The following is a 19,864-nucleotide window of genomic DNA, read 5'->3' on the forward strand; positions in this document are numbered from 1 at the left end:
TGTTATTTCTAAAAAATAAAACAGTGATTCCGTGATAGATACCACGTGGCAATCGCATAATCATTATAGGGAGTTTCGCGTTGAGCAGGGGGGATAGAGTCGTTGCGGAGTTTACTTCGGATGATTCCAAAAACGATAAAACCGAGCAATAGCGTTCCGATAGCGATAAACCAATCACTCTGCCACCATACCAATAGCGCAACGATATAATTTCCATAACTTAATGCCCAACCTAGTAAACGTGCCAGTAATCGACATTGACGTGTCGGCAGGGTTGGTGTGGGGTCGATATTAAAGGTAAAAGAATCATTTTCCATGGTGTTAATTATAGCGGAAAGGGTTGAAATAATTTTAACTTGTGGCGTTAATCCAAAGAAAAAGAACTCTTCGATACTCTACACCAAAAAAAGGGTTTACATGCTCAACTGGAAAGAGGTCATTAAGCTTGCAAAAGAGGGGAATCTTCCCCCTGATAAACGGGTAGAAAAAAGTGAAAGTGAGTGGCGTGAGATACTTAGTGATGAGGAGTATCGAGTGACCCGTACCGCAGGGACAGAACGACCGTTTAGTTCACAAATGTGCACATTGTTTGAACCGGGAATCTATGAATGTGTCTGTTGTGGCACTTTGTTGTTTGATGCTAGTGAAAAATTTGATTCAGGGACGGGATGGCCCTCGTTTACTCAGCCTATCAAAGAGAATGCGATATCCTATAATGCCGACACATCCCATGGGATGGTGCGTGTGGAGACGCTATGCAGTACATGTGATGCACATCTAGGGCATGTATTTCCCGATGGACCAGCTCCTAGCGGGTTGCGATATTGTATCAACGCGGTTTCGCTAAAAAAGGTGCATTAATTTTCAAGCGTTTTAGGTTCGCTTTTGCGCACTAAATAGATAAAGATCGCAAACACGAGGAGCAAAAATGCCAATGCCGCAATGAGGGTTGATGCATAGGGCAAATCTTTGTAGTTGTGAATCGAGATTTTAAAAACAACAAGCAACGCTTCAATCAGTAATGCGATGATGATGGAGACCGAAAAGTTGAGCAATGTTTTGGCATTAAAGGCATCGCTGACATGTTGTGTTCGCGGTAATACCTCTTGCTCGAAAATCGTTTTACCCAAATCATATACTGCAAGTCCCAAAGTAAGGGCTATAATCGGTTTGAACACCACATCGAGGGTAAGATCTTCATGCCCTACAAGACCACTGATGAAGGTGTAAAAGCCATACAGAACCACAAAAACACCAAAAAATAAGAGTCCTCCACCGATGATAGAGTAAGAGGATCGGTTGAGCTGTTTAAAAAAGTCATTTTTTTCGATTAAATCAAACCGCTCCAAGAGTTTGCGAAGTCTAAAATCCAAAAAGAGATAGCCATCACCTACTTGATAGACTACGGTGATACAAAGATACCCTGTTGCGGTAGAGATGTAGGGCTCACTGATAAAATACCCTTTTTGAATCTCAACGTCATTGATGAGGTAGCTACGATCGACACCGATATGGTGGTGTTCTTCACGGTTGAGGTAAATATTCGGTGAGTTTTGGACGAATCCTTCATCGGTTTTATAGAGTAATTCTAAACTAGGGAATGTTTTATAGAGGCGTTCGATGAGATGGACATTGAGTGTTTTAAGACTCACATTGCCCAGTGTTGAAAGGATAAATTTTTGGATGAGTGGAGCGTTTGCGCCATAGCTTCGTACTAAATCTTGCATAGACTTTCTCCTTCAATGAATGAATGGGAAATTATAGTCTAAATAGAGATATGTACCTGATTATAAAATAATCACTTTGTGTTTTAAGGGATGCAATACGCCCCCTCTTTATAAATCACCTCTTCCCCTAAACTAAAGGTTTGGGTGTCGGCAAATACATCGACGTGATAGAGTCCATCGCGTCGTTTAAATCCCGGTTTGCCGTAGATTCCGTGTTTTGCACCAAGTGAGAGGTGAACACCGCATAACCGCTCATACGTCCCCGTATCACTCACAACGCGTGTTTTACTAAAGGCTCGGTTGAGTCCAAATCCCAGTTCGCGTACCCAAACGACTCCCCCCTCATCTCTGCGAATATTTGAGAGGATGAGATCAAACGCCGGGGTGGAATTTTCACACGCGACCACTTGCCCCTCTTCGATAATCATGGTTATCGGGGTTTGAGGATAGTTGACCTTGTAGGTGACATCTCCAAAACAAAAAATCTTAACCCGTCCATGGAGTGCACGTAAATCTTGAGCTTCAGTAAACACTTCACCCAGTGGAAACTGCCCACCCATGTTGGGCATATCGGTGTAATCTCCGATATTAACTCGTGCAGGCTCAAAAGGGCAATCGTAGCGTAAAATTTCACCGCCACTGTCGAGAACTCCATAGGATGCCGCATCGATTTTGGCTTTGAGGGTTCGACCGAGTGGACGGTAGTACGATGCGTCGTATTCGAGTGAATCGACATAAGCGGGTGCTTCCTCTTCGCTCATACGGCTTAGGTGAGGATGTTCGATTACTTTAAGCTTTTTTTTGAAAAGTTCAACCCGCATCCGAAACGCATCGAGTCGAAAACTGGTCGATTGAACCAGTGCTACAAGATCGTAGGGGTGCAATGACTCTAATATACCCCGTACTTCTTGCGGAGAATGGAGATTAAAATCGATCATTTCGGCATTGGGAAGTGCGCGTTTGTATCCCTCTGCTACCAGTGTAGAGATAAAGCAATCGGTATCGTAGACAACAACAGCTTTATGAGAATCGTTATGGAGAAAAGCAAGTTCTACAAGTGTCCCTAGATGATGTTGTGTAAGTTCTATTAATGTTTCAGAGGGTGCGTATATCATAGGTTATTTAGAAGATGCCTTATAATGATCGCAATGGTAACCTTCGAATCCTTTAATCATTCGGATGATATTATTGATTGACGTTGGATTACTGAGTCTTCGGATGTTATGATTTGCAAGACAATCTTCACATTTAGGGATAACACATTTAGGTGCATCACTCACCACAAGGATTGATTGCTGTGGATTGATAGAGAGGATGTAATCAATACAGTTTTGGCACGAGGGTGTCGTATGGTCGATAATAACCAAAGAGTGGCTTGTAGGGAAAAGAACCGTTTGAATCTCTTGTGAGGTAAAAGCCAGATCTATTGTGCACGCAAGCTCTTCTTCGATAAACATTTTACGTGTTTGGACTTGCAAGCTATTATTATCAATCATTAATATTTTCATAAAATAATTATAAACTATTTGAGATTAAAAGTGAATAATATAACGATTTAAAAACATTTTAAAGATAGAATATCTTCTATTAAATCATAGTTAAGGGAGTCTGACATGTTGTCTGAATTCAAAAAATTTCTTATTACGGGTAACGTTGTCGATATGGCAGTCGGTTTTATTTTCGGTGCTGCGTTTGCTACGGTCGTAAAATCGCTTGTGACAAACATTATCATGCCTCCGATCGGATTGATTATGGGTGGAGTTGATTTTTCATCTCTTTTTATTGCTCTGGATGGTAAAGAGTATACATCTTTGGCAGATTTGGATAAAGCGGGTGCCCCTGCAATTAAATTAGGGGTATTTTTTAACGACACAATTTCGTTTATCATTTTGGGTTTTGTCATGTTTATGATCGTCAAAGCTTACAATAAAATGAAAAAAGAGGATGCTGCTATCGTGGTTTCACCAACCACAAAAGGGTGCCCTGAATGTGCAATGGATATTCCTCTTGCTGCTAAAGTATGCCCTCATTGCCGATCGGCACAATAATATTATTATCTTTTCTAAATGCTTCAAATCCTTTTATGTCAAGAGGTTTGGAGTAAAAATAGCCTTGTATCTCATCACACCCTTCTGCTTTAAGATAGTCGAGCTGACCTATCGTTTCAACCCCTTCGGCAATTGTTTGTAATCCTAATGCTTTTGCCATATTAATAATTGCACTGACAATCGCTTTATCTTCGTGATCGGTATTAATATCACGAATAAACGATTGATCAATTTTGAGTTTATATATCTTGAATTTTTTAAGATAATTCAAAGATGAATAGCCGGTTCCAAAATCATCGATTGACATACGAACACCGCGCGAATGAAGATCATGGATAATGTTAATCGCATGTTGCGGATCGTGCATTGCGGTGCTTTCGGTAAGTTCGAGTTCAAGATATTCCGCAGGGATAGAGATTTCATCCAGTATAGATGAGACCATATCGACGAGATGGATATGTTTAAACTGTACGGCTGAGAGATTTACCGCCATGATAATCGGCTCTTCTCCTTGATCCATCCATTTTTTTGCTTGTTGCAATGCTGTGCGAAGTACCCACTCTCCGATAGGGATAATAAGACCATTATCTTCTGCAATAGGGATAAATTCAGTAGGAGAGATAGCTCCAAGCTGAGGATGATTCCATCTCAATAGTGCTTCTGCCCCAATAATTTTTTCTGTTTTGGCTGAGATTTGAGGCTGATAATGAAGTGTGAATTGGTTTTCACTGAGTGCATGGTGTAGCGCATTACTGAGTTCCAAATTACGTATGGAATTGCGTTGCATATCTTCGGTAAAAAAACAATATCCATTTCGTCCATCTTGTTTTACACGATACATCGCGGTATCAGCATTTTTGTAAAGTGATTCAAAATCCTCTCCATCGTTAGGATAGAGGGCAATACCGATAGAGGTTGTAAGAGAGAGTTCATGGGAATTGATATAGAAAGGATTTTTCATAATATCAAGAAGTTTTTTAGCTACTCGTTCAGCTCCATACATCTCTATTTTAGGGAGAAGAATGATAAATTCATCTCCTCCCAGTCTTGAAACCATATCCTCTTCACGTAAAACGGATTTCAATCTGGATGCGGATTCAATCAGCAAAAGATCTCCAATATGATGACCCAGTGTATCGTTGATATCTTTAAAATGATCGATATCTAAAAATATAACGGTAAAGCTGGTTTCATGGCGTTTAGCGAGGCTCAGAATAGATAGGAGATAGTCATTAAGATAATTGCGATTTGGTAATCCTGTTAAAGTATCAAATGATGCCAAATAACTGATACGTTCTTCGTTGTGTTTACGCTCAGTAGTATCTCGGGTAATACCGAGTAGCATCGTGACATTTCCTTCTGAATCACGTAATGGTGTTGCATGGGTTTCGAGCCAGCGTCGGGTTCCTTTGAGCCCTTGTATTTCGAATTCTAAAATATCATTTTCACCGTTCATTACTTTTTTATGAAGATCAGTAAAGGGTGCACGCCATTGAGGGAGAATATAATCAATGAGGGTATGGCGTTGTGCTTCCTCTAAACTATCAGCTTCTAGCATTGCTAGTCCTGCTGGATTCATCTCTATAAGTTGTCCATTTGCATTAACGAGTTTTACACATTCAGGTTCATTCTCAATAATGCTTGAGAGATGTTCTTGGCTTTTTCGTAAAGCCACTTCCATCTTTTTGCGCTCAAAATTATGCTCATAGCTCTCCAATGCATAGCTAATATCCATTGCCATCTCTTCGAGGAGTTTTTGAGCTGCTTCATCAAATGCATTTACCTCTTGTGCGTATAGGGTGAATACTCCAACAACATTGCCGTTACGTCGAAGTGGAAGGGCAGCTGATGCACCCCAGCCGTATCGTTTTCCCCTCTCATGCCACTGTTCGGTTATCGGTGAATGTAGAAAATCTTGGCACCAAAACGGTTTATTTTGTAGAAAAGCACTTCCTGTAGGTCCATGTGAGCTTGGATCATTTGGATCGGTTGAAATGATAAGATCGTTCAGATAATCAGTTCCGTCTCCGTAATAATTAACCGCTCTGAGGCTCTGAGATGCCTCATCGATCATCCCAATCCACGCCATTTTCATCCCTCCGAATTGGATTGCGTCACGACATATGATTGGAAAGAGCTCTTCTTGACTACTGGCACGGACGATGGCTTGATTACATTGACTTAGAGCTGCATAGAGATTTTTTAACCGTTCATTGTTAAAGATAAGCTCTTTGAGGGTGGATTGTGTTTGCGCGAGCCAATCAATGAGACTCTCTTTTTTTGTTGAATCAACTACGATAGGAATAGAAAAGTCTCCTTGCCCGATTCGTCTAATATGACCATGTAAATCGTCGACTGTTCCTCCTAGTATTGTTTGTAATGTTTGACCAAGACGCCATAACATAAAGATGAGATACAGACCTATAAAAATCAGCATAAAACGCATATACAGTGCTCTTTTCTCAGCAGTATGAACGGCATTGTTGGTCCGATTTTCCATCATAATATAAAACTGTTCAATAGGTTTCATGATAGATGCTTTTGCATTGTGATAGTGCTCATCATGTAAAATTTTGAGTGCTTTGTTCTGTTGTATGTTTTTATCTATAAGAGTGCTATTGGATTCGATCATTTTCATAGCAGTAAATTCAGTGTGTGTTAGATCATCAGAATTCTTTTTAGCTTCAGAGAGTTTGCTAAATTCATTAGGAGTGAAATGTGCTAGCTTCATCATCTCGATTAGTGGAATAGATTGGTTACTGTAGGGAGTTGGGCGAATATTGTCTAATCCTACTAAATCCCAGTAAATACTTTGATAATTTATAGGTCGAAGTTTTCTCCCATCTCGGATATCGAGTATCTCTTGATAATGATTTTTATAAATAGGATTTCCGGTTGCTATATAGGTCCGAACCATACGGGTGAGATCATCAGAGGAGTGACGCAATTCATCGGCTAATATGAATGACATTAGTCGTACTTCATTCTCACGATCAATCTGTTTTTCTGAATAAACATATATATTAAACGTGATGATAAAAAGAATTAATACAAAAACGCTATACCATAGCTGTCGAACGAAAGAGGTACGTTTTTGTTGCATTATTAGCTATTCCTAAAAGTTATATTTCTTTAATACTGATAATAGCACAATTGATACGTAATAGAACTGATGGATTACGCCGTAGTATCTAGGAGACTACCACCTAAAGAACTAATTTTTTCATCAATTTTTGCTAATGTTTTAGTGAGCGTATCATAGGAGATATCGGGGAGTTTTCCGCCCCACATTTTTTCCGCTTGATTAAAGCCACTGATGATTCCCTCACGGCCTGCTTTTAATGTGTCCAGATTGTCTCCGCCGCCGTTTAGGACAAAATCTGCTAGGCGATTTGAGGTTTGGGTAACGCCGAAAAATCCCTCTTCACTTACGAGCTGTTTAGCTTCAGCAAGGTTCATATCGGTAATCGCTTTACCGGTATAACCGATGGACTGGAAATCAATCGATTTTAATAAGTCCGTGACTTTGGTAATATCAAACGGAGCACTTTGGGCTTGGAGATTAGTGGAAGAGTAGTTTTCAATTTTGAGAGAGTATTCGACAAGGTATGCTTGAGAGAGGGCTTTACCGGAAATATCTCCATTTTTGATTTTATCATTAAAATCTTGGGTCTCTGTTTGACTCTGCGGTACACCACTTTGGGTATAAGGGTTGATTGTTGTTCCTGTTCCGATTTGCATAAATACTCCTTCTAACCTCTTTATAGCAGTATCGTCTAAATCCTCTTTTACTGTAATCTTATTCGTGTCTGAGGGCATCGATAGGATTGAGATGTGCCGCTTTTCGAGCAGGAAAGTAGCCGAAAACTACCCCTACTAGTGTGGAAAATAAAAAGGCGATGAGGACAATCGAGGTGTTAAAAACCAGTGGCAGATCAAATGCTATACTGATTCCGATACCAAATCCCAGACCGAGTACAACGCCGATAACCCCTCCTAGAGAGGAGAGGACAATCGCTTCAACCAAAAACTGCAATAATACTTCGTTCTCCAGCGCACCAATGGCGAGGCGAATACCGATTTCTCGTGTCCGCTCTGTCACCGATACCAACATGATATTCATAATACCGATTCCTCCGACTAGGAGGCTGATGGTAGCAACGGCACCGAGGAGGAGGGTGAGCATTTTGGTGGTCGAGGTGAGGGTTTGTACCATCTCCCGCATATCTCGAACGCTAAAATCGTTCTCTTCTCCTGTCTTGATACGGCGGCGTTCTTCGAAAAGGGCAGTGAGGGAAGATTTGACATTTTCGATCACGGCAGGTGAGGAGGCGGAGACGAGAATCATGGAGATATCTTGATTACCGCTCACACGCCGTTGCAAGAGACGCAATGGGACGACGATAATGTCATCTTGATCCATCCCGAACATTGAAGCACCTTTGGATTCGAGTAATCCGATTACTTGACACGAAAAAGTCCCTAAACGAACAGATGCCCCCAGTGGATCTTGATCTCCAAAAAGCTCTTTATGAACTGTTTCTCCGATAATACAGACCGCTTTTCCCCCTTGGAGTTCTGCGGGTGCAAACATCCGACCAGAAGCAAATACCCAATCTTTGACGGTAAAATAGTCGTTATCGCTTCCATCGATACTGGTGGAGTAGTTTTTGTTCCCGTAAACTGCTTGAACCCCTTTGGAGCCTATCGGAGCAGCTCCTCGTATATCTGAAATTTCACGGTGGATTGCTTGGAGGTCTTCATGGCTGAAACGTTTCGCGGTAGTATCTTCACTGCGCGGTCCTTTGCGATCTTGCCCTGGGCGGAGGATCAGCATGTTGGTTCCCAGTTTGGAGATACTGTTGGAAACATAGGCTGTGGTAGCATCGCCGAGCATCACCATCGCAATAACTGAAGCAACGCCGATAACAATCCCAAGCGTCGTGAGAATAGAGCGCATGGCACTGCGTCGAATCTCCCGAAGTGCTAAAAGAAAAGCATTCCAAATCATAGGTGAGCCTTATCAATCACTCCATCACGAAAGTGGATAGTTCGGGAAGTAAAGGATGCCATATCATCCTCGTGGGTGACCATGATGATGGTTATCCCTTTGTCACGATTAAACGATTGGAGTAATTCCATCACTTCGACACTTTTGGCACTGTCGAGATTACCGGTCGGCTCATCAGCGACTAGGAGAAGCGGATCGGTGACAATGGCGCGAGCGATAGCGACCCGTTGTTGCTGTCCACCTGAAAGTTCTGAGGGGGTATGGTCGGCAACATCCTCAAGCCCGACACTTTTGAGTGCTTCGAGTGCTTTTAATCGGCGAATATCGGCAGGAACTCCCCGATAGAGGAGGGGGAGTTCGACATTTTCGATGGCTGTCGTTTTCCCCAGTAGATTGAACCCTTGAAAAACGAATCCGATGTAGTTGCGTCGGAGGAGTGCCCGTTGGTCACGGCTGAGTGTTCCTACATCGACCCCCTCGAAGATATACTCCCCGCCGCTTGGGATATCCAAACACCCGATGATATTCATAGCCGTCGATTTACCCGATCCGCTGGGACCCATAATGGCGACAAATTCACCGGTATATATCTCAAAATCAACTCCTCGCAGGGCATACGCGGTTGCCTCTCCCATACCGTAGGATTTGCTGACATTGTGAAATTGGATGAGCGGTTTCATCATAAGTGCTCTTCTACACCGATGATGATTTTATCGTTTTGTTGAAGTAATGGGCTTGTAATGGCGGTTGATATCCCATCGCTTTTTCCGGCAATAACGTCGATTTTTTGAGGTTTATTGTTACGTAAAACCCATACGGATGCTCCAGATTTCTTCTTATCTTGATCTGCTTTTTCGGGTGTTTTTTTATCTTTTGGAGGGGTGAAACGGAGGGCGGCATTTGAGACGGTGAGGACGTTTGGTAAAACACCGGTGATGATTTGGGCAGTTGCCGTCATTCCAGGACGGAGGCGTAAATCATCATTTGGGACTTCGACGAGTGCATTGTAGGTCACTACACCATTGACGATTTGAGAGTTGAGACGGAGTTGAGTAATCACACCATAAAACGTTTGGTTGGGATAGGCATCGACAGTAAAGGTCACTTTTTGCTTTTCTCGTACCTCTCCGATATCGGCTTCATCGACGCTGACAATCACTTGCATGGTATTTAGGCTCTTAGCCATTTTGAACAAGATAGGGGTTTGCATCGCGGCAACTACCGTCTGTCCCGGTTCGATTTTACGCTCCAATACTATCCCATCGATGGGGGAGACGACGATAGCTTTTCGGAGATTATCTTCATCTGCTTGGAGTTCCGCGTGCGATTGTGCTGATTGTGCGGTAGCGGCATCGAGAGACGCTTTTGCTGAGAGTAGGGCATTGTCTGCCTCATCGAGCACTTGTTTTGCAGGGTAGTTTCCTCCTGTAGAGGTGTACATTTTATGGACCCTTTCCCATTCGTTGTGAGCATTGGAGAGAGAGGCTTTTGCCGAGGCAATGTTAGCAGTATATCGTGCGAGTGCCGCTTTGGAACTGGTCACTTTTGAACTCAGTTTGGTGGTATCCAAACGTGCCATCAGCTGACCCGCTTTGACATGGTCGTTATAATCGACGAGAACATCAGTGATAGTACCTGATACTTCAATCCCCACGTCGATAGTGTTGGTCGGCTCTAAATTCCCTGTTGCCGATACGGTAGTGGTGAGTGTTTTAACCTGTGCAGAGGTTGTTTGGTAGCGGATAGTTTGTGTATCGGAGTGAGTTTTCCACCACCATAATGCTAGGGCGATAAGTGCTATAACTATGCCGATAAAGAGATACTTTTTTATGCGGGATTGTTTGGGTGTCCCCAGTCCGAGGGTTTGCTCTATGGTGTTTGGGGATGGATTCATTTGGATTCCTTGTTCATAGAAAAATGGAGTTTAGAAAGTTCGATTTGGATATTAATCTCATTTATTTTAATCTCAATCTCTTCAATCGATTTTGTATTTTTGAGTGTTTGGAAATCATAGCCTGTTTTGACTCCGGCATCAACACCTGCTTTGGTTGCCCCGATTAACTCATCGTAGAGGGTAAGATTTTTAGAAATAATCTCGATATAGGAGCGGTAATTTTTGAGTCTCTCCAGCGTTTGGTTGTAGGAGGCATCCAGTTCCCGACGTTTGTCTTGGATGAGGGCAGTTTGCTCCATCGCGGTTGCTTTGGATTGTTGAATGGTTGCGGAACGATTATAGGTAATGGGAATACTCATGCTGATTCCCCCGCTGTAAAAGTTTCCGGAATACCCACCTGAAAGCTCTCGCGGATTATAGTCTCGATACCCAGCATCGGCATTGAGCGAGATTTTGGGGAGATAGTTGCTTTTGGTCACTTCATAGAGGTTCTCTAACGTTTCGTTTTGTGCGTAGGCGGCTTGAATATTCCACTCAGATTTCAAATAATCCTCTTTATCGATGAGTTTAAATATCGGGAGGGGAAACGTATCGGGATTTATATCACTGATTTTAGCTATTTCATATCGGTAATCGGCGAGGGTATAGGTGAGGAGAACGTAGTTTTTCTGCTCGTTACTTTTATCCATAAGGGCATTGTTGAGTTCGGTAATATCCGATTTACCCGCTTCATAAAGTTGGCGTTTGATAAAGATTTCAATCTCTTTATTGGCAAGTCGTGCTTTGCTTTGCTCGCATTGTAGGGCAGTTTTTTTATACGATAACAACGAACTGAAAATCTGGGCATTTAAAGAGGCTATTTGTTGGTTGAGGAGGATAGAATCTCCCCTCTTTTTTGCATCTGCATACTCTATTTGATAGGTGATTCCACCGGAGCGAAAAATATCTTGAGAGAGCGAAGCGGAAAAATTTTCCGTATCCGAGTGATAACTTCCGCTAGCACTTTTATCATACGTATAACTTCCCATAAGATTGATAGGAGATATCCAGTTGGTACGGAGTTTTTCGTTTTCAGCATCGATAATCTCTTGCTGATGTTGAATCAAGGAGCGTTTTTGAGGCGAAAGTGTATCTTCTTGACCCCAAAGATTTGCAAGTAAAAATAGTGATATTACTGTTAAGTATTGTGGTTTCATATCATTAGTGTATTCTTTTTTTGGTAACAATTAAGTAAATTATGTAAATAGAATATTAATGTTATTTGTAAAACTAATTTAACAAAAAAATAACTTTTCCTTTTCCGTTCATCCTGAGCTTGTCGAAAGGAAGCAGAATTATCTTTCCGTCATTCCGTACTTGATACGGAATCTAGCTCTCTTTCAATTTTTAGCCGATTTTGCTTATTAGAGTAGTACAATATTGCATTAAATTATCAAGAGGGATGTAATGATAATTACGATCAACGACAGTTTCACCGATCAAGTCATCGCCTAACCCTCCCAAAAGAAGCAGTCCAAATCGAAGAAGCCACAACACCGTGGTATGCCGATGAAGTCCAAAAACGGATTGAAGAATACAAATCGGGAAATATGAAAACGGCTCCACTTGATCAAGCTTTTTGGGATGAGATGGACGATTTTATCGATATGGTTGCGTAAATATCGTAATTTTAGGAATTTTCAATCAGAACGAATGGAAGCAGAGAAAAAAGTGAAGATTGAATACATGACCCCTTTATTTTTTTTCCGTCATTGCGGACTCGATCCGCAATCTGAGATCCTGAATCAAGTTCAGGATGACAAAACTCCGTCATTCCGTACTTGATACGGAATCCAGTCCCATTTTTGTAATTTAATCTTAAAAAAGTGAAGATTTAATACATAATTACTTTCTTTAAAATCCCTTTGGGGCAGTATAATAATTCCCATTTTTACTCCAAAATTGGAGATCGCCATTAGAGGCAATAATATAATATTCACCTCTTTCTTTTCCGCCTTCATCATAGTATCGAATTTGACCGTTGATTTCATTGCTTGACAGCTTAACATCTCCGCCACTACCATCAGAAAATAAAGTTTTCATCATAACTTGATTACCTTTCTTGTAAATGGTAGCTTTGTACTCATATCCCCAGTTTACTAACCATTTACCTATAAGTTCACCATCCACTTGAAGTTCGGTTTTTTTTAAGTCGTTATGAGCCGCTTTTTCTGAACCTAAAAATGAAATTTCTAAATCAGGATCGTAATTGCTAGTTGCCCAATAAGCACCATGCTCTTCTCCTTTAATCCTATATCCAATAAAGGTTCGCTCAAATCCGTCTTTATAAATTTTTTCAGCTAAAACCTTTAGCGTGGACTCATCAACACGCTCTGGAAGAAGAACTTCAACAGTGCGTTTAATATCCCGTTTAGATTCATCCTCAATAATTTTATAATCGATGCTATCAGGTATATTCTGATTGTCGATATTGGCAGGAGTGTTCTTGGGTGCCATAATTCCAATTGCAATGAAAATTACAAAAGCAGGAATAATATAAGTGAGAAATACTTTAGTTCGTGTTTGTTGCTTTACTAGACTGGGCTTGATAAGCCCAAGGACACCTACAACCATCAAAAGAACAAAACCTATACTAAGACCAATTAATAATACTTCCACTATATATCTCCTCAATTTCCATAACTATTTTGAAGAAAATTTTAGCGTAAATAACTAAAAAATCACAAAAGTAGAGGAATACACTTCTATAAAAGCTTAATTACTTATAGTAAGCATTTACGGCTTCAATAACAGAATCATCCCTGCTATTATCCTTTTCCCAAGCTTTTGCTGTGCATTGATAACTTGATTTTGTATCTTTAAATGTATCAATAGCTGCAATATAAAAAACACCTGTACAAGAGTTATCTTTTAAAGATTTATTTTCAATGATTTGCCCAATAAAAGGCATGAACTCGACTTCATCACTAGTTACTAATGCACCGCCATGTTCATAATATTCTATAGTTGTTGTTACTTTCATTATTTTTCCTTAAATAAATTTAATCCAATGCTCTTCCGAAATAATACGGATAGAAACATCACTTGTATTCCTTAACTCCATCGCCATCTCAATTTTTCTGCCGTGTGTTGAGTGTATCCAATCTCTACTACCGATAATGCCTATGATAAGATAGTCCGTTTTTTGGGTAGGAGCTTTTACACATTTTCCCCCTTTACTCTCGATAAGTTTGGTTACATTGTCACGTGAACCTACGGTAAATGTCCCAGTAAGACAAAAAATGCGGTTTTCGAATTCAATATCAGGTGGAGGGGTATCTAGTGGCAGATTAGATGCCATACTTTGAACCGTATCGGCTACATTTTCACCGCCTGTAATCTGTTTTAAAAGTGTAAAAAGTTCTTCTTTTTCTGTTTCATCTAAAACACCATCGGCAAGATATTCCTTAACGCGTGAGTATAAAATATTTGCCGGCCATTGATGTGCCGCGTTTTGGTTTGCTTCCATCCAATGAAGTAAAAAATCTGCCTCTGCCTGGACAATAGAACCATCAGCAATCATACCTTTACATAAACCTATTAATTCATCTATATTCCGTTCTGCAATTCTTGCCGAGCTGATAGTAGCGACGATAGGTTGACCAGTTTCCTTATGGGGAATAATCTTTTTATCATTCAAGCAAATACCTCCAAATTAATAGTAAATTTACATAAATTCTAACATATAGTATACATCTCATCCTTTAAATAACATTTACAATATGCTTGATATTTTGGAATGGAAATAGCGAAATAGAGGTCAGCTATTCAATCTTCACTTTTGAATAGTAAGACAAACTTCTTCCGTGTTGTAACACTCTTTATAGATTTTGGGATATAATTTACTCAATTACAAAGTGGAGGGATCAAAAATAGGGGTCATGTATTCAATCTTCACTTTTAAAAATAACAATATCTGGAAAAACTAGGACAGGCTGAATTAAGGGGTAAAATTTGGAAGTGAGGCTTTAGCCTCGCCACATTGCGGGACTAATACACAAGGGGGCAGACCCAGTCCTACTTCTGATATTTAAAACGGTGTTCGAGCAGAGAGAGAACGAGGAAATAGTTAACTAGCTTGTTGGATAGACAACTCTTCACACATTTCAGAATGAAGCATTTGTTGATATTTTTCTTGTACTTCTGCTAATGATACTTTTGCAGGTGGTTTTCGTACTGCGATATATCCACAGAGGGTACCGTTAGTATCGTATTTCGGTGTAACGGTTACAACAACCCAATAAAATGCACCGTCTTTACGAAGATTTTTGACGTAACCTTCCCACGGAAACCCTTGTTGGATGCAATTCCACATACTGTCAAAACAACGTTTTGGCATATCCGGATGACGTATGATAGAGTGTGGTTTTCCTATTAATTCTTCTTTTGTATAGCCTGTCATTTGGATAAATAAACGGTTAACATAGGTAATTCTTCCATGCAGATCCGTTTCGGTAATCATGTTACCGCCTTCGAATTTTACTTCTCCATTGTGAGGGATAGGTTTAGACATTAGCGACCCTTTGAATGTGTAAAATTAAATAATAAATAGAATTTTATATTATTATTTATTACCATTTGGTATCACAAATAGAAAAATTAAGTAATGATTGCAATAAAACTGTCATTATTAACGCTGTATAATAACGATAATATATTTCACATCTCCAAGGAAAATTGTGCCTTACCGTCCCCTTATATTACTCTCGTGTACCCTTTCTCTTGCGTGTGCAGAGGAGATACTCTCTCTCGATAAAATATCGGTAGAAGAGAGTTATAGTGTCATTGAAGAACGCAAAGAGAACTCAATAGCAAAGCGTATTATCAAAGGTGAAGAATTGAGCCAATACGGCGATATGAATGCGCTGGAGATGCTCAAACGGACTCCTGGCGTGACGATCAGTGATGGTAAGGGAAAAAAAGGTGCTCCGGGCAAAGGGTATACGACGGTATTAATCGACGGTGAAGAGGTATCTTCGACGAAGCGAGGTAATCCACTGGAACAGATCAGTCCTGATATGATTGAACGTGTCGAAGTGATGACCAATGGTTCAGCTGAATACACCGCCGAATCGATGGGAGGAATCGTAAATATCGTCCTGAAAAAACCCGCATCAGAAGGAAAAACGGTTGCAAAACTCACTGCCGGAGCTTATAGCGGTGAGCCGATGGCTTCAATGTTTGCGCAGCGAGAGGGAAAAAGTGGCAAACTCTCCTATCTTTTTAATACAACTGTAGCGGATAATTCCCAAGAAGATACTTCCTCAACCCATACCAACACGTATGATGAAAATAGCGATACCGATGGACGATTTCGTTCTCTCAGTGTGAATACGAAACTCATCTATACCCCCTCATCGAGCGATAAATATATGTTTGACGGCGCCTTCAATCGAAGTGATTACACTAAAAATAGTCTTAAAAACCGATACGGTGGTGTAAATCAGAGAGTTGAGCAAAACGATGAAGGAGATGCCCTGATGCTTTGGACGAAGCTTTCAGGTTCCCATAATCTCTCCGGTACTGAGCTTGTCGAATGGAAGATCAAATACCATCAAAACGATTCAGACGGGATTACTCACAGTGATAATGGGATAACAAAACGTCAACAAAATGATGAAGGGTTATTTCGTGTCCTCGGAGCCGAGGGGAGTTACTCGTTAGCGTTGAATGAGCATTTTATCAAAACGGGAGCTGAAGTGAAGCAACTTCATCAGCGTGATGATGTCGTGAATTATACAGCCGGTAGTGTGAGTTCGGACAATCATCAGCGTCTGCGTGAAGATAAAGGTGCGTGGTACGTTCAAGATGAAATAACACTCGGAGATAAAACGATTATTACTCCGGGAATTCGTTTTGAACGATCAGTTCGACAATTTGATCAAACGGTCAATGTCGGCTATGTTGCTCCTTCTCTTCACGTCCTGTATAAACTGAGTGAAAACGATAATTTGCGTGCAAGTATAGCAAAAACAGTGAAATTACCTCGGTTGGATGAACTTTCCGGCTCATTCGACAATTCACTCGATCAAAATGACCTAAACCATCCCGATATTACTGGAAATCCAAACCTCAAAGAGGAGAGGGCACTTAGTTACGAGGTCCGTTATGAACACTTTTTTGACGACAAAGGGATTATGAGTATCGGAGGTTTTTATCGTAATATTAGTGACAAGATCGAAAAAATGACAACCTATGAATTTAATACCAATACAGGAACCAATCGATATATTCAACGCCCTTATAACTCAGGTGAGGGAAAACTGTGGAGTTTGGAATTGGAACTCAAAAAATCGCTTGATCGTTATGTAAGCGGTTTGGGAATTTTTGGAAATGCGACGGTTCAAGACTCATCACTGGTGAGCAATGGGGTGAAACGTACTATCAAAGGGACAAACGATTACCTCTACAATGTCGGGATCGATCACACCCTCAAAGAGTACCGTTTGACCTACGGTACGGCGTATCGCTATGTCAGCGGATACGATGATCCTACTGATGAAAACGGTGTGTCTACATCACAGGCGGGGTACGGAACACTTGATCTGTATGCGACAAAACGGCTTAGTCCTACTTATAAATTGGGGTTAAACCTCAAAAACATTACCCAAGAATCGATTGTAACTACGACAAAAGGGTACAGTGATACCCAAATTGATTCTGAAAATTCTCGGTTTCATTTTCTTGTCACCCTTGATGGACGCTGGTAATTGACGTTTAAATAAAATAATATTCAAACTTAAAACGTCAATATAGCTTTTATCTATTAACCGTATGTAGGATATGATAGCTACTATACATCATTTAAAACATTATGAGGAGTTGAATTATGAAAGATAATGAACCGACATTGAGTTCTATCGAAGACTACGATACCTTAAAGGGATCAAAAAAACGGATTGTTTGGAGTGTAATCATCATTGGATTATTCATCGGAGCACTGTTGGCAGGGGCAAAACTTTATTTCGGTGATGCCCACGACGCTCTTCCTACTGCTGACGCTATCAATAAAGTACCGATGAAATAATGGTAGTTGCAACACTGATAGGGCTCTATACCCTCTATAGTATTATTAGGGCGTATGTAAGTATTATGCAGATTGGTTATATTAATCAAATAAAGCTCAAAGGTGCGGTATTAATGGATGAGGGTGCGTATCGTGATGCCGCCAATTATGCCGTTGCCAAAGAGAAGCTTGGGATGCTAGAGGGGATAGTCGAATATCTCCTCTTTTTAGTATGGATGATGGGGCTAATCTATTGGGTTAATTCGGCTTTGATAGAGCAAAGTACGACTGTTCAATCGATTGCGGCAGTATTAGGTATGTTATTGATTAATTCTCTTGTTATGCTCCCTTTTGGATGGATCTCTAAATTTAAAATTGATGCAAAATACGGATTTAACCGCTCAACTACGAAACAATTTATCAAAGATACCCTCATTAGTACGGTATTGACAGTAATCATTGGTGGATTGATTATTTGGGGTGTATCGATGATTATCACTTCGAGTGTATTGTGGTGGTTATGGAGTTTTGGTTTTATTTTTGCTATTGTAATTGTATTAAACATGTTTTTCCCCACCATCCGAGCCCTCTTCTTTGATAAAGTAACCCCTTTGGAAAACGGTGAATTACGTGAGAAAATCGAAGAGTTAATGGCTAAAACAGGGTTCGTGAGCAGTGGAGTATTTGTGAGTGATGCGAGTAAACGGGATGCCCGACTCAATGCTTATTTCGGTGGATTAGGAAAATCTAAACGGGTCGTTTTGTTTGATACGTTAATCGAAAAACTCTCCCCCTCTGAACTGATTGCCGTATTAGGGCATGAATTGGGTCATTTCGCTCACGGTGATTTGTATAAAAATATCGTGATGGTAGGGGCAATGCTCTTTGGGATGTTTGCACTGTTTGGAAATCTCCCCTCATCTCTTTACCTCGAATTGGGAGTTTCCCAATCGCCTCAGGTGATTATGATGGTGTTTATTTTGTTGCTGCCGATGGTGAGTTTTGCCATTATGCCGCTTATGGGGATGATGAGCCGTCATAATGAATACGAAGCAGACCGTATGGGCTCAGAACTCGGCGGTGCGGAACATTTGGTGAATGCGCTCAAAAAATTGGTGAGCGAAAACAAAAGCTTTCCTCTCTCTCATCCGCTCTATCGCTTTTTCCATACCACCCATCCTCCGGTGATTGACCGCCTTCGTGCATTGGGTGCCGATATTCGTGTCGATATGGCAGAGGGATATGCCGACCCATGTCCGTTAGACTAAACGAGCTTCACAACGCTATTACTGAGGCGTTGAGGGATGTTGTTGAATCTCCCCGTCGTGAAGCGGAACTTCTCCTGATGGCGTATTTGGGAAAAGATCAGCTCTATTTTATCACTCATGGTGATGAGCTGATCGATGAGAATGAACCCAGACTTCTCGAATGGATAGCGAAACGCTCTGAAAATGTCCCCCTCGAATATTTGAGTAATTGTGTTAGTTTTTACTCCCGTGAATTTTACATCGACGAGGGGGCATTGATTCCACGTCCTGAGACCGAACATTTGATTGATGAAGTGTTAGCGCGTGTCTCTAAAGAGAGTTCACAAACTATTGTAGAAGTAGGAGTCGGTAGCGGTATTATCTCGATACTCTTAGCCCTTCACCTCCCAAATGCCCGTTTTATCGCCGTTGATATCTCCCCTCGCGCTTTATCAGTAGCACGACGTAATATAGAGATGTTTGAGCTTGCACATCGGATAGAGCTTCGTGAGGGGGATTTACTCTCATGTGTCGATGACCCTATCGATATTTTAGTCTCTAACCCCCCTTATATCGCCGATGATGTAGTATTGGAGTCTAACCTCTCATATGAGCCACAAAATGCCCTTTTCGGAGGAAGTGTCGGTGATGAAATTATCCAAAGATTATTGGATGAGGTTTATGAACGTCAAATTCCCCTTTTCGTGTGTGAGATGGGATATGATCAACGGTTAAAAGTGCAAGAGTATCTTAAAAATTTTGCGGTACAATCTTTGGAATTTTATACCGATTACGCCTCGTTGGATCGAGGATTTATTTTAAGAGTATGATTATAAAAGCACAATGTTCGTGGGCTCTCTGCCGAAGATAACACAGTGTTAACGTAGCTAAG

At 40.9% G+C, this 19,864-nt stretch carries 20 protein-coding genes; 6 read left to right on the forward strand and 14 right to left on the reverse strand.

Annotation, left to right across the window (positions count from 1 at the left end; all coding sequences use genetic code 11):
* Positions 1-8: 8 nt before the first annotated feature.
* A complete protein-coding gene (locus PHC76_RS03600) occupies positions 9-317 on the reverse strand; it encodes a hypothetical protein (RefSeq protein ID WP_299972941.1) in 309 nt (102 codons plus the stop codon).
* 100 nt (positions 318-417) lie between these two features.
* Between PHC76_RS03600 and msrB the strand changes: the two genes are divergently transcribed.
* Positions 418-861, forward strand: a complete 444-nt coding sequence (msrB, locus tag PHC76_RS03605) for a peptide-methionine (R)-S-oxide reductase MsrB (protein WP_299972938.1) — start codon at positions 418-420, stop codon at positions 859-861.
* Here the strand turns inward: msrB and PHC76_RS03610 are convergent.
* The 3 genes from PHC76_RS03610 to PHC76_RS03620 all read right to left on the reverse strand — a co-directional run bounded on the left by PHC76_RS03610 (position 858) and on the right by PHC76_RS03620 (position 3,235).
* Positions 858-1,727 carry a hypothetical protein gene (locus PHC76_RS03610; RefSeq protein ID WP_299972935.1) on the reverse strand — a complete coding sequence of 290 codons (870 nt, stop codon included), beginning with the start codon at positions 1,725-1,727 and terminating at the stop codon, positions 858-860. The genes msrB and PHC76_RS03610 overlap by 4 nt on opposite strands.
* Before the next feature lie 83 nt (positions 1,728-1,810).
* Complete coding sequence (locus PHC76_RS03615; protein ID WP_299972932.1) at positions 1,811-2,842, reverse strand: hypothetical protein; 1,032 nt, start codon at positions 2,840-2,842, stop codon at positions 1,811-1,813.
* 3 nt (positions 2,843-2,845) lie between these two features.
* Positions 2,846-3,235 (reverse strand): hypothetical protein, encoded by a 390-nt coding sequence (locus PHC76_RS03620; protein ID WP_299972929.1) that lies wholly within the window; start codon positions 3,233-3,235, stop codon positions 2,846-2,848.
* Between the two features lie 105 nt (positions 3,236-3,340).
* On the opposite strand from PHC76_RS03620, the gene mscL reads away from it, so the two are divergent.
* Entirely contained in the window at positions 3,341-3,775 is a 435-nt protein-coding gene (gene mscL, locus PHC76_RS03625) for a large conductance mechanosensitive channel protein MscL (protein WP_299972926.1), read from the forward strand.
* Here the strand turns inward: mscL and PHC76_RS03630 are convergent.
* From PHC76_RS03630 to PHC76_RS03675, 10 genes are all read right to left on the reverse strand, one after another.
* Complete coding sequence (locus PHC76_RS03630) at positions 3,741-6,878, reverse strand: EAL domain-containing protein (protein WP_299972924.1); 3,138 nt, start codon at positions 6,876-6,878, stop codon at positions 3,741-3,743. The two genes, mscL and PHC76_RS03630, sit on opposite strands and share 35 nt — an antisense overlap.
* 74 nt (positions 6,879-6,952) lie before the next feature.
* Complete coding sequence (locus PHC76_RS03635) at positions 6,953-7,516, reverse strand: hydrogenase-4 component G (protein ID WP_299972921.1); 564 nt, start codon at positions 7,514-7,516, stop codon at positions 6,953-6,955.
* 58 nt (positions 7,517-7,574) lie between these two features.
* The gene (locus PHC76_RS03640; protein ID WP_299972918.1) at positions 7,575-8,786 is read right to left on the reverse strand and encodes an ABC transporter permease; all 1,212 of its coding nucleotides are present in this window, start codon (positions 8,784-8,786) and stop codon (positions 7,575-7,577) included.
* Complete coding sequence (locus tag PHC76_RS03645; protein ID WP_299972915.1) at positions 8,783-9,469, reverse strand: ABC transporter ATP-binding protein; 687 nt, start codon at positions 9,467-9,469, stop codon at positions 8,783-8,785. The genes PHC76_RS03640 and PHC76_RS03645 overlap by 4 nt, the downstream gene beginning before the upstream one ends.
* Positions 9,466-10,680 carry an efflux RND transporter periplasmic adaptor subunit gene (locus PHC76_RS03650; protein ID WP_299972911.1) on the reverse strand — a complete coding sequence of 405 codons (1,215 nt, stop codon included), beginning with the start codon at positions 10,678-10,680 and terminating at the stop codon, positions 9,466-9,468. Before PHC76_RS03650 ends, PHC76_RS03645 begins: the two co-directional genes overlap by 4 nt.
* The gene (locus tag PHC76_RS03655) at positions 10,677-11,876 is read right to left on the reverse strand and encodes a TolC family protein (RefSeq protein ID WP_299972910.1); all 1,200 of its coding nucleotides are present in this window, start codon (positions 11,874-11,876) and stop codon (positions 10,677-10,679) included. The genes PHC76_RS03650 and PHC76_RS03655 overlap by 4 nt, the downstream gene beginning before the upstream one ends.
* A 697-nt stretch (positions 11,877-12,573) precedes the next feature.
* On the reverse strand, positions 12,574-13,338 hold the full coding sequence (locus PHC76_RS03660) for a hypothetical protein (RefSeq protein ID WP_299972907.1): 765 nt from the start codon (positions 13,336-13,338) through the stop codon (positions 12,574-12,576).
* Positions 13,339-13,438: 100 nt separating this feature from the next.
* Positions 13,439-13,702 (reverse strand): hypothetical protein, encoded by a 264-nt coding sequence (locus PHC76_RS03665; RefSeq protein ID WP_299972904.1) that lies wholly within the window; start codon positions 13,700-13,702, stop codon positions 13,439-13,441.
* 9 nt (positions 13,703-13,711) lie between these two features.
* Positions 13,712-14,359, reverse strand: a complete 648-nt coding sequence (locus PHC76_RS03670) for a BRCT domain-containing protein (protein WP_299972900.1) — start codon at positions 14,357-14,359, stop codon at positions 13,712-13,714.
* 429 nt (positions 14,360-14,788) lie between these two features.
* Positions 14,789-15,232, reverse strand: coding sequence for a PAS domain-containing protein (locus tag PHC76_RS03675; protein ID WP_299971379.1), 444 nt, complete (start codon positions 15,230-15,232; stop codon positions 14,789-14,791).
* Positions 15,233-15,398: 166 nt separating this feature from the next.
* On the opposite strand from PHC76_RS03675, the gene PHC76_RS03680 reads away from it, so the two are divergent.
* The 4 genes from PHC76_RS03680 (at position 15,399) to prmC (ending at position 19,802) form a co-directional block, all read left to right on the forward strand.
* The gene (locus PHC76_RS03680; RefSeq protein ID WP_299971376.1) at positions 15,399-17,429 is read left to right on the forward strand and encodes a TonB-dependent receptor; all 2,031 of its coding nucleotides are present in this window, start codon (positions 15,399-15,401) and stop codon (positions 17,427-17,429) included.
* A 119-nt stretch (positions 17,430-17,548) separates the two neighbouring features.
* Positions 17,549-17,746, forward strand: a complete 198-nt coding sequence (locus PHC76_RS03685) for a hypothetical protein (protein ID WP_299971374.1) — start codon at positions 17,549-17,551, stop codon at positions 17,744-17,746.
* On the forward strand, positions 17,746-18,993 hold the full coding sequence (locus tag PHC76_RS03690; RefSeq protein ID WP_299971371.1) for a M48 family metallopeptidase: 1,248 nt from the start codon (positions 17,746-17,748) through the stop codon (positions 18,991-18,993). The genes PHC76_RS03685 and PHC76_RS03690 overlap by 1 nt, the downstream gene beginning before the upstream one ends.
* A complete protein-coding gene (prmC, locus tag PHC76_RS03695; RefSeq protein WP_299971369.1) occupies positions 18,978-19,802 on the forward strand; it encodes a peptide chain release factor N(5)-glutamine methyltransferase in 825 nt (274 codons plus the stop codon). Before PHC76_RS03690 ends, prmC begins: the two co-directional genes overlap by 16 nt.
* The last annotated feature ends 62 nt before the right edge of the window (positions 19,803-19,864 follow it).

The organism is Sulfuricurvum sp., assembly GCF_028710345.1.
Classification (GTDB): Bacteria; Campylobacterota; Campylobacteria; order Campylobacterales; family Sulfurimonadaceae; genus Sulfuricurvum.